This window comes from Bradyrhizobium iriomotense, from assembly GCF_018129405.1.
GTDB lineage: Bacteria > Pseudomonadota > Alphaproteobacteria > Rhizobiales > Xanthobacteraceae > Bradyrhizobium > Bradyrhizobium iriomotense_B.
In genome coordinates, this window is the sequence record NZ_JAFCLP010000017.1 from 50250 (window position 1) to 65535 (window position 15286).

General features: G+C 65.8%; 12 protein-coding genes. 2 read left to right on the plus strand and 10 right to left on the minus strand.

The features are described from left to right. The 10 genes from JQ592_RS28040 to JQ592_RS28085 form a co-directional block, all read right to left on the minus strand. Complete coding sequence (locus JQ592_RS28040) at positions 1-2898, minus strand: flotillin family protein (RefSeq protein WP_211406009.1); 2898 nt, start codon at positions 2896-2898, stop codon at positions 1-3. A 26-nt stretch (positions 2899-2924) separates the two neighbouring features. After that, positions 2925-3758: a phosphoenolpyruvate hydrolase family protein gene (locus tag JQ592_RS28045; RefSeq protein ID WP_211406010.1), complete on the minus strand. Its 834-nt coding sequence runs from the start codon at positions 3756-3758 to the stop codon at positions 2925-2927. A 3-nt stretch (positions 3759-3761) separates the two neighbouring features. Next, positions 3762-5972 (minus strand): ABC transporter permease, encoded by a 2211-nt coding sequence (locus JQ592_RS28050; RefSeq protein WP_211406011.1) that lies wholly within the window; start codon positions 5970-5972, stop codon positions 3762-3764. After that, complete coding sequence (locus JQ592_RS28055) at positions 5965-6747, minus strand: ABC transporter ATP-binding protein (protein ID WP_211406012.1); 783 nt, start codon at positions 6745-6747, stop codon at positions 5965-5967. Before JQ592_RS28055 ends, JQ592_RS28050 begins: the two co-directional genes overlap by 8 nt. Next, entirely contained in the window at positions 6740-7822 is a 1083-nt protein-coding gene (locus tag JQ592_RS28060) for a branched-chain amino acid ABC transporter permease (RefSeq protein WP_211406013.1), read from the minus strand. The genes JQ592_RS28055 and JQ592_RS28060 overlap by 8 nt, the downstream gene beginning before the upstream one ends. Before the next feature lies 1 nt (position 7823). Then, positions 7824-8834, minus strand: coding sequence for a branched-chain amino acid ABC transporter permease (locus JQ592_RS28065; RefSeq protein WP_211406014.1), 1011 nt, complete (start codon positions 8832-8834; stop codon positions 7824-7826). Between the two features lie 283 nt (positions 8835-9117). Then, positions 9118-9945 carry a helix-turn-helix domain-containing protein gene (locus JQ592_RS28070; RefSeq protein WP_211406015.1) on the minus strand — a complete coding sequence of 276 codons (828 nt, stop codon included), beginning with the start codon at positions 9943-9945 and terminating at the stop codon, positions 9118-9120. A gap of 124 nt (positions 9946-10069) precedes the next feature. After that, positions 10070-11320: an ABC transporter substrate-binding protein gene (locus tag JQ592_RS28075; RefSeq protein WP_211406016.1), complete on the minus strand. Its 1251-nt coding sequence runs from the start codon at positions 11318-11320 to the stop codon at positions 10070-10072. Positions 11321-11756: 436 nt separating this feature from the next. Continuing rightward, the gene (locus JQ592_RS28080) at positions 11757-12122 is read right to left on the minus strand and encodes a hypothetical protein (protein WP_211406017.1); all 366 of its coding nucleotides are present in this window, start codon (positions 12120-12122) and stop codon (positions 11757-11759) included. A gap of 255 nt (positions 12123-12377) precedes the next feature. Beyond that, complete coding sequence (locus tag JQ592_RS28085; protein WP_211406018.1) at positions 12378-12626, minus strand: hypothetical protein; 249 nt, start codon at positions 12624-12626, stop codon at positions 12378-12380. A gap of 492 nt (positions 12627-13118) precedes the next feature. Between JQ592_RS28085 and JQ592_RS28090 the strand changes: the two genes are divergently transcribed. Both JQ592_RS28090 and JQ592_RS28095 read left to right on the plus strand, forming a co-directional pair. Continuing rightward, a complete protein-coding gene (locus JQ592_RS28090; protein ID WP_211406019.1) occupies positions 13119-13799 on the plus strand; it encodes a response regulator transcription factor in 681 nt (226 codons plus the stop codon). Positions 13800-13808: 9 nt separating this feature from the next. Continuing rightward, positions 13809-15233: a sensor histidine kinase gene (locus JQ592_RS28095; RefSeq protein ID WP_211406020.1), complete on the plus strand. Its 1425-nt coding sequence runs from the start codon at positions 13809-13811 to the stop codon at positions 15231-15233. Positions 15234-15286: the final 53 nt, after the last annotated feature.

Below are 15286 nucleotides of genomic sequence, written 5' to 3' on the forward strand. Positions count from 1 at the left end.
TCAGCTCTTCTTCCGCGGACTACGCTCGGCGGGTGGTTCGCCTTCGGCAGTGGGTGGGGCGGCAGGCTTGTCGCCACCGCCGCCCTTGCGCGCGGCATCCTTGATGCCCTGCATGTCGCGGGCCTCGCGGATCAGGCCTGGCATTTTCGCGAGACTGCCGCCCTCGACGCCGATGTCCGACAGGATGGAGTCGATCAGCGGCGCCTGGACGCGGTAACGCAGAGCGGAATCGATCACCTCGTCGGTGGCGCTGCGGCCGCCGTTGCCGCCGCCGTGTCCGTTGCCGTTGAGGCCATCGACCTGGAGGATGCGGATGCCCTCGATCTTCTCCATCGGCTTGACGCTTTCGCGCACGATACCCTCGATGCGGTCGAGCAGTTTTCTGCGGAACAGCGAGTACCGCGCCTGGTCGGTGAGCACGTTCTCGGCCTCGTTGAGCATCCGCTGTGCCTCGGCCTCGACTGCGGCGCGCACGCGCTCGGCTTCGGCTGCGATCCGGGTCTCCTCGGCCTGCTTCTCGGCCAGCAGCACCTCGACGGTCTTGCGCCGCTTGGCGATCTCGCTCTCGCGTGCGGTGACGACGCGCTCGGCCGCTTCCGTCGCGCGCATCCGGCCTTCCTCGGCGGCGGCACGCGCGGCCGACTCCTCCAGCGACTTCTGATGGATGGCGATCGCCTTCTCCATCAGCACCGTCTCGACGTCCTTTTCGCGGTTGACTTCGAGCTTGCGCAGCTCGCGTTCGCGGCCGATCCGGGCCTCGTCCAGCCCGCGATCCGAAGCGATGCGTGCGCGCTCGACCTCCTCGCGCGCCGCGATTTCGGCTTCCTGAAGCGACTGGACGCGGGCGACCTCGAGCTGCTCGATCGCACGCCGCCGCTCGATCCGGGCAACCTCGAGCGCCTGCTCACGCGAGACGTCGGTGGTCTCGACCTCCTTGCGCGCGACGATCTCGGCCTGTTTGACCTGGCGATCGGCGTCGATCCGTTCGGAGCGTTTGGTGGAGAGGGCGATGACGCGGTCCTCGTCCGCGATCTCGACGGCCTTCTTCTGCTCGATGTTGAGCACCTCGCGCTTCTTCGATGAATTGATGCGCTCGGCCTCGAGCGCCAGATCGACCGTAATGCGCTGGCGCTCGACGGTGTCGCGCCGCTTCAGCTCGGCTGCCTCCAGAATGCCGGTCCGCTCGATCTCGAGCGAACGGGTGTCGCGGTCGGCCTGGATCCGCTCGGCCGCGACCGCCTTCTCCTGGGCAATGCGGGCCGCCTCGATCGCCTCGCGCGCGGCGATGTCGGCTTCCTCGACGGCGCGATTGCGGGCGATCTCGAGCGAACGAACGCGTTCTTCCTGGGCAATGCGGGTCGCCTCCGTGGTCTCGCGGGCAGCGATGCCGGCGACGTCGAGCGTCTGGTTGCGCTCGATCTCCAGCTGCCGCGTGTTCTGTTCGGCGGCGATGCGCTCGGCGGCCAGCGTCCGCTCGCGGGCGATGCGAGCGGCTTCGACCGCGCGCTGCGCCTCGATCTCGGCCTCCTGGATGGTGCGCACCTGCTGGATCTCCAGCGCGCGGGTGCGCTCGTCGGAAGAGATGCGCTCGACATTGACGATCAGCGTCTGGGCGATGCGGGCCTTCTCGGTGGCCTCGCGTGCGGCGATCTCGGCCTCGTCCACGGCGCGGGTGCGCTCGATCTCGCGGCGGCGCGTCTCCTCCTCATTGGCGATCCGGGCGTCGGTGACGACGCGGTCCTGCTGGATGCGGGCCTTCTCGATGGCTTCGCGCGCGGCAATCTCGGCTTCCTCGACCGTGCGCATCCGCTCGATCTCGCGCTGGCGCACCTCACGTTCGGAGGAAATGCGGGTGGTGTCGATCGAACGCTGGTTGGCGATCCGGGTCTTCTCGATCTCCTCGCGGGCCAGCAGCTCCTTCTCCTCGATAGTCCGGGTCCGCTCGATCTCCTTCTGGCGGGTCTCTCGCTCGGAGGCAATGCGGGCCTCGGCAATCGCCTGGTCGTTGGCGATGCGGGCGCGCTCGATGGCTTCGCGGGCGGAAATCTGTGCCTGCTCGGCCTCCGTCTCGCGGAGTGCCCGCTCGCGGGCGACTTCCGTGCGTTGCAGCGCGCGGCGCATCTCGATGTCGCGCTCCTGCTCGAGGCGCGCGGTCTCGCTCTCGCGTTCGATCTCGAGCGCCTGCCGCTCGGCCTCCAGATTGCGGGAGCGGATCTTGATCATCGAGTCCTGCTCGATGTCGTTGCGCAGCTTCCGCTTGGCCTCGATGTCCTCCATCAGGCGGGTCAAGCCCTCGGCGTCGAAGCGGTTCGACGGGTTGAAGAACTCGAGGTCGGTCTGGTCGAGATCGGTGATCGCGACCGATTCCAGCTCGAGGCCGTTCTGGGCGAGCGCCTCTGCCGCATTGGTCTTGACCCGCGCGACATAGTCGCCGCGTCGCTCGTGCATTTCCTCCATCGTCATTTCGGAGGCGACCGAGCGGATCGCGGAGATGAACTTGCCGGCGAGGAGGGCGTGCAGCTGTTCCGGTTCCATGGTACGGCGGCCGAGCGTTGCGGCCGCGATCGAGACCGCCTCGCGGGTCGGCTGCACACGGACGTAGAAATCGGCCTCGATGTCGACGCGCATGCGGTCGCGGGTGATCACGGCGTCCTGCCGGGAGCGGATGATGCCCATCGGCAACACGTTCATGTTGACCGGCGTATAATCGTGGATGAACGGCAGGACGAAGGCGCCGCCATTGATCACCACGCGCTCGCCGAGGAATCCGGTCCGGACGAACGAGGTCTCCTTGGAGGAGCGGTGGTAGAGCCAGTTCACGATGTAGACGCCGACCACGATCACGATGATCGCGACGATCAGCCAGAGGATCAACTCACCGACCAGCATCCCTGACATCTTTCCCTCCCTCGAACGTTCCGGCGTTACCGCGCACCGATCGCCTTGAATTGGCGGACCTGCTCCGTCAGCGCCCGTTCCACCGGCAGTCGCTCCATCGAGGAGGCGCCGTAGAAGCCGTGGCAATGACAGGTATTCTTCATGATGAAATCGGCGTCGGCGGGATCCGCGATCGGACCGCCATGGGCCAGCACCAGGATGTCCGGATTGACGCTGAGCGCGGCAGAGGCCCAGGTGTCGATATGCGCGGGACAGTCCTTGAGCCTCAAGGCGGTCTGCGCGCCGATCGTGCCGCCGGTCGTCAGGCCCATGTGGCAGACGATGATGTCGGCACCGGCGATCGCCATCGCGGCGGCCTCCTTCTCGCTGAACACGTAAGGGGTCGTCAGCATGTCCTTGTCGTGCGCCTTGGCGATCATGTCGATCTCGAGCGCATAGGACATGCCGGTCTCTTCGAGATTGGCGCGGAAGGTGCCGTCGATCAGGCCGACGGTCGGAAAGTTCTGGACGCCTGCGAAACCAAGTCCCTTGAGCTGGTCGAGAAACACGTCCATGTCGCGGAACGGATCGGTGCCGTTGACGCCCGCAAGCACGGGCGTTCCGGTCACCACGGGCAGCACTTCGCCGGCCATTTCCAGCACGATGGCGTTGGCATCGCCATAGGCCATCAGGCCCGCGAGCGAGCCGCGGCCGGCCATCCGGTAGCGTCCGGAATTGTAGATGACGATGAGATCGACGCCGCCGGCTTCCTCGCACTTGGCTGACAAGCCGGTGCCGGCGCCGCCGCCGACGATCGGCTCGCCGCGCCTCGCCATGTCGCGAAACGTCTTCAGAAGGGCTGCGCGTTCAAACCTTGGCATCGGTCACCTCGCTAGTCTCCGCCGCGCGCCGGTGCGGCCGAACAGGGTTCGGAACGCACTGACGATGGTGGCGGCGAACTCGGGATCGTTGATGTTCTTAGGTGTGCGAATGAGCTGGCGATTGCCGGTCTGGCGCACGTTGTGCTCCAGCGCGCGGAACAGCGCAGCGTCGGCGTCCGGATCCCAGAACGGCTGGCCTCGCGCGTCGAGCGCGGAGACGCCGCCCTCGGGCAGGAAAACGCGCACAGGTCCGTCCATCCGGTTGAGCCGCTCGGCGATCCAGCGGCCCATGCGCTCGTTCTCCTCGGCTGTCGTCCGCATCAACGTCACCTGCGGATTGTGGACGTGGAACTTGCGGCGGCGGTAGCGCTCGGGAATGGTGTCGGGTGCGCCGAAATTGACCATGTCGAGCGCGCCGACCGAGCCGACATAGGGAATCCGGCTGCGGATGATCGCACTGAGGCGATCCTCCGTTGCCGGAAACACGCCGCCCATCAGCAGGTCGCAGATCTCGGTCGTGGTGAGGTCGATGACGCCTGAGAGCTGCCCGGACTCGACGAGTTTTTCCATGGAGCGACCGCCGACGCCGGTGGCATGGAAGACCAGGCATTCGAAATCGTCGCGCAGCTCGGCTGCGATCTTCTGCACCGCCGGCGTGGTGACGCCGAACATGGTGATGCCGACCGAAGGCAGACCGCCGGCCTCGCGCGCTGTCGCGGCACGCGTATCGAGCCGCGCCTTGACCATGCCAGCGAGGGCATTGGCGCCGTTGGCGAGCACCGTACGCGAGATCGCGTTCAGCCCCTGCACGTCGGTGACCGAATACATCATGGTGATGTCGGCGGGGCCGACATAGGGCCCGACGTCGCCCGAGGCGATGGAGGAGATGATCAGTTTTGGCACGCCGACGGGCAGGGCGCGCATGCCCGGCGCAACCAGCGACGCCGCGCCCGAGCCGCCGGCCGAGATCACGCCGGCAACATTGCCCTGGCGCCGCAGCCAGTTGGCGAAGGCATCGGCCATCGCGGTCACGGCGGCGCCGCGATCGGCGCCGAATACGGCGGATCCGCCGCGGCCGTGGTTCAGGGCAATCTCCTGCGCGGAGACATCGCAGCTGGATTGCTTGCCGCTGATCGAGACGTCCACCAGCCGCGTGCGAAGGCCGGTCGCTGCGATGATGTCGCGAATGTAGCGCAACTCCTGGCCCTTGGTATCGAGCGTGCCGACGACCAGCACGACAGGCGGCCCCGCGGTCTGCGCCGCCACCGGCTCGCGCCTGCGCCGCGTCGTCTCCTCCAGCCGCGTGACGTCCGTGGAGCGCGTGCGGGCCGCTGCCTCGATGCGGGCGATCGGCACCGGCTGCGACCATCGCGTCGGCAGCGCCGGGTTGGAGATGTAGATGCGGACCGGTCCGTCGCGGCGTGGCGCCGGCGCGGGTTTCGCCTCGGCGCCGGACGCGGGGATGTCGACATCCGGCTCGAGCTCGGCGTGAAGCCCGACGCCGAGCAGGCGCTGCTGGAGCTCGCGGTCGGCGGCGAGCCGCGCGGAGTCGATGATGCGGTTGATCCGGCCGTTGACCATGATCGCAACGTTGCGGGAGATCGCGGTGGCAACGCCGATATTCTGCTCGATCACGAGCACGGACATGTCACCGTCCTCGCCCAGCCGCAGCAGCATCTCCTCGACCTGCGCCACGATGACGGGCGCGAGGCCTTCGGTTGGCTCGTCCATGATCAGGAGATGCGGATTGGTGAGCAGCGCGCGCGAGATCGCCAGCATCTGCTGTTCGCCGCCGGAGAGCTGGCCGCCACCGTGGCCCTTGCGTTCGGCGAGCCGCGGGAAGGTGTCGTAGATGCGCTCGACGGTCCAGGCGCCGGAGCGCATCCCGCCGGCGAGCTGCAAATGCTCGTCGACACTGAGCGAGCGCCAGAGACGGCGGCCTTGCGGCACATAGCCGACGCCGAGACGCGCGATCTGGGCCGGCGGCCGCCGCGTGACATCCTCGCCGCGCACGCGGATCGATCCGCCGCTCACGCCGACCAGCCCCATGATCGCCCTGCACAGCGTGGTCTTGCCCATGCCGTTGCGGCCGACGACGGAGAACACGCCGCTCTCCAGCGTGAGATCGACGCCTTGCAGCGCGTGGGAGTGACCGTAGTAGACGTCGAGGCCGCGAACCTCGAGCGCGGCGGAAGAGCGGCGGGCTTCATTCATGGCCGCCTCCGAGATAGAGCTCCTGCACCTCGGGATCGGACTGGATCTCCTCGGGCAGTCCCTCCTTGAAGACGCGCCCGTTGTGCATCATCGTGACGCTCTCGACGACGCGTAAGGCCACGTCCATGTCGTGCTCGATGATGATGTAGCCGATATGCGCGGGCAGGGAGGTCAGGATCTCGATCAGCTCTTGCCGCTCCGTCGGCGACAGGCCTGCGGCCGGCTCGTCGAACAGCACGAAGCGCGGGGCGCCGGCCAGCGCCAGCGCGATTTCGAGCTGGCGCTGCTGGCCGTGCGCGAGCTCGGCCACGCGCTGGTCCTTCACGGCGGACAGATGCACGGCCTGGACGAGATTGTCGGCTGCATGCATCAGGGCGTCGTTCTGTCCCGGCCGCAGGAACGAGAAGCGCCCGCGCGAGACGCCGCGGCAGGCGAGATAGACGTTGTCCTGCACGGTGAGACCCGGGAACAGCGCCGAGATCTGGTAGGTGCGGCGCAGCCCGCGGCGGATGCGTTCATAGGGCGGGAAGTGGGTGACGTCCTCGCCGAAGAAGCGGATGGTGCCGGAGGAGGGCGGGAAATCGCCGGTGATGCAGTTGAACAGCGTGGTCTTGCCGGCGCCGTTCGAGCCGAGCACGGCGCGCCGCTCGCCCGGTCTCACCGTGATGGTGACGTCCGTCAGCGCCGCCAGCGCGCCGAACAGCCGCGTCACGCCGCGCAGCTCGAGCGCGGCACTGGCACCGACGGCGGAGAGGCGCTGGGCGACGCTATCCATGGCGATGCCCTCCGCCGGAGCGGCTGACGTCGCGGCGTTGATGCTGACGCCAGCGCTGCCACAGCCCAATGACGCCGTCCGAGGACCAGAACACGATGGCGAGGAAGCCGAGGCCGATCAGCAGGCGGAAACGGTTGCCGTCGAGTCCGAGCCGGACCAGGAAGTCGAGCGCGAAGGTGCGCAGCAACACGAAGATCAGCGCGCCGATGAAGGGTCCGATCGGGCGGGTGATCCCACCGACCACAGCGATGATCAGCACGTCGATGCAGGCGCCGACGCTGACCGAGCCCGGCGAGATCTGGCGATAGTTCCAGACCTGAAGGACGCCGGCGAGCGCGGCGACGAAAGACGCGAAGGCATAGGCGGCGACGCGATGGGCGTTGACGTTGAAGCCCAGCGCAGCCATGCGCCGCGGATTGTCGCGCACGCCCTGGAGCGCGAGGCCGAAGGGGGCGCGCGAGAGATATTCGACCGCGAAGTAGCAGAGCGCGGCAGTCGCGAGCACGACATAGTAGAAGGGAATGTCGGCGCGCCAGTTGACGCCCCAGAAGTGCGGCGTGGCCACGTTGTTGATGCCGGTATGGCCGTTGAAGATCGCCCAGTTCTGGTTGGTGAAATAGTAGAAGGCCGCGCCGATCGCGAGCGTGATCATGATGGTGTAGATGCCTTCGGTGCGCACCGCGAGTGCGCCGCCGAGCGTTCCGAAGGCGGTCGCTAGCGCAAGCGCCATCGGGACTGCGAGCCACCACGGCCAGCCCAGGCTGATATTGGCATTGCCGCTGACGCCAAACACGGCGACCATGTACGCCGAGAAGCCAGCGATGGTGAGCTGCATCAGGCTGACCGTGCCGCCATAGCCGGCAAGGAACATCAGGCTCAGCGCCATGGTGCCGAGGATCAGCGTGGTGGCGAAGATCTCGATCAGGAAGAAGCCGTTGGCAATCAGCGGCATGATCAGGAGGACGGCCGCGACGACCCAGGCGGCGGGATTGTTCACCTCCGGCCACGTCCGCGCGGGGCGCTGTGCTCCGGCAGCGGGACGAACGGCAATGCGGGCGTCGTGGGCAAGCGACATCTCAGCGCCTCGCCAACAGACCTTGCGGCCGGATCGCCAGCACCAGCACCATGATCAGGAAGGTCACGACGATGGCGTAGGTCGGGATGTAGACCGAGCCGAGCTGCTCGGCGAGGCCGATGATCAGCGCGCCGAGCGCCGCACCGGGGATCGAGCCCATGCCGCCGACGATCACGACCACGAGGGAGGCCAGCAGGAAGCGGATGTCCTCGCCGGGCGACAATGACTGGAACGTGCCGCCGACCACGCCGGCTATACCGGCAAGTCCCGCGCCGAAGGCGAACACCAGCACGAAGACGAGCTGGATGCGCACGCCGGTCGCAGCGAGGATATCGCGGTCGTCGACGCCGGCGCGGATGATCATGCCGACGCGGGTGCGGTTGAGCGCGAGCCACATCGCCACGCCGATGACCACGGACGCGGCGAAGATCACGAGCCGCACCAGCGGGTATCGGAGATAGACCGGCTCGCCCGAGGATTTCACCGCTGTGATCAGCGGCAGGTCCACAGGTCCGATCAACCAGCTCGGGGTCTGGATCTGGTAGAAATCGCCGCCGCAGGCCCAGAGCATGAGGTCGGCAAACACGATCGACAGCCCGATCGTCACCATGGTTTGCCTGAGGTCCTGGCCCTCCATGCGCCGGAACACGATCACCTGGAGCAGCACGCCGACCAGGGCCGTCAGGATAAAGGCGACGATGAAGCTGAGCAGCCAGGAGCCGGTCGATGTGCTGATGGCGTAGCCGACATAGCCGCCGAACAGATAGAGCGAGCCATGCGCGAGGTTGACGTTGCGCATCAGGCCGAAGATCAGAGTAAAGCCGCTGGCGACGAGGAAGTAGAGGCCACCGAGCGTGATGCCGTTGAAGACGGCGTTGAGGAAGACGCGCTTGCGGCCGATGGCCTCTTCGAGACCTGGCGGCCAGACCGCAAATATCAGCCAGAGCACGACGGCAATGGCAATGATCGTGATCAGCGCCCAGGCGGGATGGCGTTCGACAAAGCGGCTCATGGCTTCACCTCGCCCCGCTTGCGGGGAGAGGTCGCGCCGAAGGCGCGGGTGAGGGGGAGTTTCCGCGAGTCGAACTGCCACCGACCTCGTGGAGATTCTCCCTCACCCCAACCCTCTCCCCGCAAGCGGGGCGAGGGGGCATGCAAGCCGTTGCCGGCTGCGAGCCCTGCCATCGACGTGCGTCCTCCCGGACTCAGCGATCCTCTTTTCGGGATCGCGTTGCCCACATCCTAGCCGGGCGGCGAGGGCGACGTTTGATCGTGAGTATCTTTTCGTGCAGCAGTCAGGCGCGCAAAACCTTGGCTGCGCGACGATAATCGGTCGGGGCCATCCCCACATTGGCGGCGAAGAAGCGGGTGAAACCGCTCTGCGAGGAGAAGCCGAGATCAAAGCCGATATCGGCGATCGGCGTCTCGCTGGCCACCAGCGCTTCGAGCGCCTGTTCCATGATCAGCGTGTTGAGATAAAGGTTTGGCGTAACCCCGGTCTGGACGCGGAACAGCCGGTAGAAATGCGGCCGCGACAGGCCGGATTCGCGCGCAATGGTGTCGAGCTCGATCTCGGCGCCGGGGCTCTCCGACATCATCTTGATACACTTGCGCACGCGAAAATCGGTGACGGAGCCGCTTGCGCGCGGATCCCGCGCTATCTCGGCCTGCTGCCAGCTTTCATCGTAGCAGATGTCGATCAGCCTCCGCAGCTCGCAATCAAGACTCGAGAGTGATGGTGCGCCGCACACAAGCGCCGCGGTTCGTCTGATGTGCTTGTCGAGCGCCGGCGTGCGCTTGAATTGGGTGCGGCCGAAACGCAAACGGTCGGTGCCCGAGGCATCGGGCGCAAACCATTCGGCATTGACGTAGAGCACGAAGAAGATGGCGCCGCCGTCGAGATCGGTCGGCAGGAAGTTGTGTGGTTCCCAGGGATTGACGGCGACAACGGAAGATTCAGTGAGATCGTAATGTCCATCGGAAACATCGATGCATGCCGGCATACCGCCGACATGGAAGATCAGATGACCTTCACGATGCGCGTGGATATTGAAAGGGCGGTTCAACTGATAAACCGTCGCCCGACCGAACCGGCCGTGGAAGACGGCGAGCGCCCGGCTCATGCCTTCCCCTCCCGAATGTTCTTGTCTTTTCAGCCAGCGTTCAACAACGCCGCCGAGATTGCAAGAGCGGAGAGCGACCGCGTCAGCAAGTCGCTCCCCAGTTGCGCACTGTCGATGTGATGCGTCAGTACTTCTTACATTCCGGCACGGTCCGGCTGGGCAGGCCGATCTTCGAGAACACGGCCGCATCATAGCCGAGCGTCTGATTCACGTTCGGGATCACCTTCACGACCTTGCTGAACAGCGCGCCCTTGCCGTCGTCGACGACTTCGGTGACGAAGTTGGTGCCGATCGCCTGCCTGTTGGAGTCGAGCTTGATCTTGCCGTTCGGCGCGTCGAGCTCGATCTTCGCCAGCGCTTCCCTGAACTTCGCCTGATTGTTGGAGAGATCGCCATTGACCTGACGGAGTGCGAGGATCAGCGCCATGGTTGAATCATAGTAGTTGGTCGCCAGCAGCGAGGGGCTCGGGAAGCGCTTGTTGGGCGGGAAGGCGTCCTGATAGGCCTTCACGAACTTCTGCCAGCCCGGATCCTCCCAGGTGTCGGCCTGGCCGCTCGCTGCGATGGTGCCGATGAGGGCATTCTTGGCGTTACCCTTCGACGACAGGATTGTCTGGTCGATCATGATGGAACCGCCCATCAGATGCGCCTTGCCGCCGGCCTGCTGATACTGGTTCAGGAAGTTGACGGCATCCGCGCCGCCAAGCCCGAGATAGATCGCATCGACATCGTCGGGCAGGGCGGCGATGACGGAGGCAAAGTCCTTCGTTCCCAGCGGCACCCATTGCCGGTTGGTGACCTGTCCGCCGGCGCCGCAGAACTCGAGCACCAGCCCGAACACCTGGGTATAGATGAAGGAATAATCCTCGCCGACGGTCGCGATCTTGCGATACTTCTTGTCCTCATAGGCGTATTTGCCGAGGCCGACCTGCCACTGCGCGCCGTCCATGTTGTAGCGGAAGAAGTTCGGAGCAGGATCGACATAGGTGGTTTCCTGCGCGCCCGACGCCGCATTGACGAAGGTCAGCTCGGGATGGGTCTTGGCAAAGTTCTTCACCGCGATGCCTTCGTCGCCGGAGAGCGGCGAAAGCAGGATCTGCACCTTGTCCTGCTCGATCAGCTTCCGGACCGCGCGCACAGCGGAGTCAGGCGTCGCGTCGGTCGAGGCGACGATGAATTCGAGTTCCTTGTCGCCGATCTTCTTGCCCAGCACATTGAGCGCGGTCTGGTGGCCGCGCATGCCGTCCTCACCAAGCACGGTGTAGGTGCCTTCGAGCGTTGCGGTCACGCCCACCTTGATCTTTTCCTGGGCGATCGCGGCGCCTGAAAGAAACAGGCTGCTCAGCGCGAGCAGCCCCATACTGCATTTCGACATTGTGCTCCTCCCTGTGTCATTGATTTATTGCCGCACCGAACCGGCACGACGCCCGTGGCTCGAAAGGCTCGCGGATTTGACGGGAAGGCTAGCCGAAGTCTGATGCGGTGCATGCGTGGACGCCTCGTTCGGCTTGACGGGCAGTCTCATTTTGGATGTTGCGGCGCAAATGGTTTCGCGGTGCAACAGGTGGTGGGTGAGGCGTTCTCGGGCTCGCCAATTCGAGCCACGATGCCAGCAGTTCAGTCGAGCGCGAAGTTGCGTGCGCTCCGAGCCTGAGGGCGGCCGTGGTCGGGATTTACCACCACGACCGTGACTCGTGGGTTTGACTCCTCTCGGCGTTGTAAGGGTACGGCGCGCTTCATCGCCGTTATCTTCGACTAAGACGGCAATACGCTTTGGTCAGTCCGGACCGATGGATGTTGAACGCGCAGGGCTAGCTGCAGCTGAGCGGTAACGGCTGGTCAGGATGCAGCTCGTACCAATCGTAGCAATCCGGATAGGCGCCGTAGAATCCATAGCCGGGCCGGTAGCGGCCGTAGCTGTGAAACGCGTGCTGGCGAAGGCCACCGGCATGACCACCGAAGCCGAGGTGCTCGCCGCCGAACCGGGCGCCGCCGCCAAAACCCCCATCATGGCCCATGCCGCCGAAATGCGCGCCGCCGCCAAAGCCCGCATGTCCGCCGCCGAAGCCGCCACCGCCGTGGCCGCCGCCACCGCCGCCGCCATGCGCATTGGCCGCGCCGATGGCGAGCGTCGAGGCGAGTGCTGCCGTCGCCAGAATCATGATTGTGCGTTTCATGAGAAACTCCTCTCGTGTTGGGCTCCTGGTCATGCCGTAGGCGAGGCTGCGGATGATCGGGCCAGTGATGAAAGAGAGGTAGGCGCGCTGCGCGGCAATCCAACTGAATTCGGCGTCAGATATCGGCGTGCCGCTCGCGAAGATCATCTCGTCGCGCGTGGCCGTGACGCACGCGAGGGAGCGGGCTGAACAGCGCAGCCCGCTCCCGTCATTCCAAATCCCGGCGGCGCTACACGGCCGGCCGCGTTGGTGCGATCAGAAGCTGCCCGTGCCCGGCTCGCACGGCACGTTGTTGCCGGTCCACGGCGCGGTGGCAAAGGCGCCGACGCGCGGTGCTGGAACGCAGGCGCGTTCGCCCGGATAATAGAATGGCGCGTTCGTCGCGACCGTATCGGCTTCCATCGCGGGCTGCTGCACGACGCGATGGTGCTCGCGCGCCATGACGGGGCCGCCCAGCATGGCGGCTGCGATCAATCCCATCGACAACAGTTTGGACGTGGTCATTCGCTCTCTCCATTGATGACATCAGGCCGAACCAAGCCGGCTCGTCATCGAGGTGTGAACGATCGGTCGCGATTCAAACGCACGATTTGCTCACCGCAGTTCAACCGCCTGTGAGCCGATGCGGCGTCGCAACCACGATCGTGCGAATGCATAACATCCGTGGCCCCTGAAACTACAGCACGTGCGTTGACGGCATATGTTCGATCCATCGCAGCTCGCAGCGGAGCCCCGGAAGATGATCACGAGCTTGGCAACACGCATCGTTCTTGCATCGGCGCTGCTCGTGAGGCGCGTCGTCCGCAACATGAACTGGAATTCAATGGCAGCGTCCGCGCCGCAAGCCTATCTCGTACCACAGCGAATGGCCGGCATCAGGCGGCGTCAAAGCCACGGGTTCGGCGCGCGCGGACGTCGAACATGACACCGCGCGCCGCTGAACCCATGCTTCCTCACCGCGCACTAAGGCGCCGCGCGGAACGTGGAGCGAAGATCATGAACCGGATTCTCCTGATCGAGGACGACACCGAGACCGCGGAGGCGATCGTCGCCGAGCTCGCCGATCGCGGCTTCGAGGTGCAGTGGGCCGGCGACGGCGTTGACGGTCTCGACCGGGCGCGCGCGTCTAGTCCCGATGCCATGATCGTCGATCGCATGCTGCCGGGAATGGACGGGCTGACCGTCATCGAGGCGCTACGCAAGGATCAGGTCAGGACGCCTGTGCTGGTGTTGAGTGCGCTCGGCGCCGTGGATGACCGGGTGCGCGGATTACGCATGGGCGGGGATGATTATCTCACAAAGCCGTTCGCGCTCGTCGAGCTGGTCGCACGGATCGAGGCGTTACTGCGCCGGCCGATCGATAGCCGTGAAACCATCTTGCATGTCGGGCCGCTGGAGCTCGACCTGATCGAGCGGACCGCGCGACGCGGCGCGCGCAGGCTTGACCTGCTGCCGCGCGAATTCCGCCTCCTCGAATACATGATGCGCAGGAACGATCAGCTGTTGACGCGCGCGATGCTGCTCGAGGAGGTCTGGAACTACAAGTTCGTTCCGGCGACCACCAACCTGATCGACGTGCATATGGGTCGGCTTCGCCACAAGGTGGACGGTCCCGGAGAGCCGCAGCTGATCCACAACGTCCGGGGCTCCGGCTTCGTCCTGCGCTCGCGGCAATAGGGGCACGGGATGCACCAGATCCAGTTGATCCGCTCCAGCACATTCCTTTGGGCCCTGGCCGTGGCGGCCGCCTTCGCGCTGTTCGTGGTTGCCTTGTTCGCGTTCATCTACTGGAAGCTCGATGGCTATCTGGTCACGCGATCCGACCGTATGATCACCGCGCAGATCCATTTCATCGCAGACTTGCCCCCGGCCCGCCGCATCAGCGCCATCGCGGATCATCTCGCGCAGGATTCGAGGGGCGTCCAGTACGCGGGACTGTTCGATGCCGCCGGCAAAAGGCTGGCCGGCAACATCGACCGCGTGCCGCGCGAGCTGGGACTCAATGGAGCGGTGCAGGGCGTGCGACTCGATCTGTTGGAAAAGCAGTTGGCCCATGTTCCCGTCGTCAGGGCAGTCGGCAGGCGTCTCGATGGCGGCGATGTCCTGGTGATGGGACGGAACGTGGATGAGACGCGCGAGATATCGAGCGTGGTGGGCCAGGCCTTGGCCCTGGGCTTGCTGCCGGCCTTCAGCCTCTGCCTGCTCGCCGGTGCCTGGCTGAGCTTGCGTGCCCAGAGGCGCGTGGAGGAGGTCAACCAGCGGGTCCAGCGCATCGTGGCCGGCGAGCTTCGCGAGCGGCTTCCCGAGGGCGGTACGGACGACCCGTTTGCGCGGTTGGCCAGGATCGTCAACGGCATGCTCGACGAGATGGAGATGATGATCAATGCGCTCGCCGGCGTTGGCAACGATATCGCTCATGATCTCAGGACGCCGCTCACGCGCGTCCGCCTGGCGCTGGAGCGCGGGCGGACGCATGCGGCAACGCTGGAGGAGCTCCAGGACATTACGGACAAGGCCATCGCCGGCATCGACCAGTCGCTCGCGATCGTGACCGCCTTGTTGCGCCTGACCGAGATCGAGAACAACCGCCGCATGGCAGGGTTTGGCGACGTCGCGCTCGACGAGATCCTGCGGGAGGTGTGCGACGTCTACGAGCCGATCGCTGAGGACAGGCATGTCGGGCTCTCCGTCGTCACCGAGCACAATGTGCAGGTGTGGGGTGACCGGGACCTGCTGTTCGAGGCGGTCGCCAATCTCGTCGACAATGCCATCAAGTTCACGCCGTCAGGCGGACGGGTGGAGCTAGCCCTGGAAGCGGAGGACGACACCGCGCTGGTGCGCGTAAGCGATACCGGGCCCGGCATCAGCGAGCAGGAGCGCGAAGCGGTGCTGCGGCGGTTCTACCGGTCCGACAAGATGCGCAACACCCCGGGCGTCGGGCTTGGATTGAGCCTGGTTGCCGCGATCGTCAAGCTGCATGGCTTCCGGCTGATCATTGGTCCCGCTCCCGGTGGGCGGATCGAGATCCTGGCCTGGACCGGGAGGGCGCGCAGACCCATCACGCGCCGATCGCGGACATTGCTGCACGCAGACGCGAGCCAGATGGGATGAACCGAATGATGCGCGATGCTTTCGCGATCAATCAGCCGGCCTGGAATGTAGGA

Coding starts and splice junctions, on each gene's coding strand:
- JQ592_RS28070 (WP_211406015.1), bottom strand. CDS start 9,945: ATGAGCCGGGCGCTCGCCGTCTTCCACGGCCGGTTCGGTCGGGCGACG.
- JQ592_RS28060 (WP_211406013.1), bottom strand. CDS start 7,822: ATGTCGCTTGCCCACGACGCCCGCATTGCCGTTCGTCCCGCTGCCGGA.
- JQ592_RS28075 (WP_211406016.1), bottom strand. CDS start 11,320: ATGTCGAAATGCAGTATGGGGCTGCTCGCGCTGAGCAGCCTGTTTCTT.
- JQ592_RS28045 (WP_211406010.1), bottom strand. CDS start 3,758: ATGCCAAGGTTTGAACGCGCAGCCCTTCTGAAGACGTTTCGCGACATG.
- JQ592_RS28040 (WP_211406009.1), bottom strand. CDS start 2,898: ATGTCAGGGATGCTGGTCGGTGAGTTGATCCTCTGGCTGATCGTCGCG.
- JQ592_RS28065 (WP_211406014.1), bottom strand. CDS start 8,834: ATGAGCCGCTTTGTCGAACGCCATCCCGCCTGGGCGCTGATCACGATC.
- JQ592_RS28095 (WP_211406020.1), top strand. CDS start 13,809: ATGCACCAGATCCAGTTGATCCGCTCCAGCACATTCCTTTGGGCCCTG.
- JQ592_RS28090 (WP_211406019.1), top strand. CDS start 13,119: ATGAACCGGATTCTCCTGATCGAGGACGACACCGAGACCGCGGAGGCG.
- JQ592_RS28085 (WP_211406018.1), bottom strand. CDS start 12,626: ATGACCACGTCCAAACTGTTGTCGATGGGATTGATCGCAGCCGCCATG.
- JQ592_RS28050 (WP_211406011.1), bottom strand. CDS start 5,972: ATGAATGAAGCCCGCCGCTCTTCCGCCGCGCTCGAGGTTCGCGGCCTC.
- JQ592_RS28080 (WP_211406017.1), bottom strand. CDS start 12,122: ATGAAACGCACAATCATGATTCTGGCGACGGCAGCACTCGCCTCGACG.
- JQ592_RS28055 (WP_211406012.1), bottom strand. CDS start 6,747: ATGGATAGCGTCGCCCAGCGCCTCTCCGCCGTCGGTGCCAGTGCCGCG.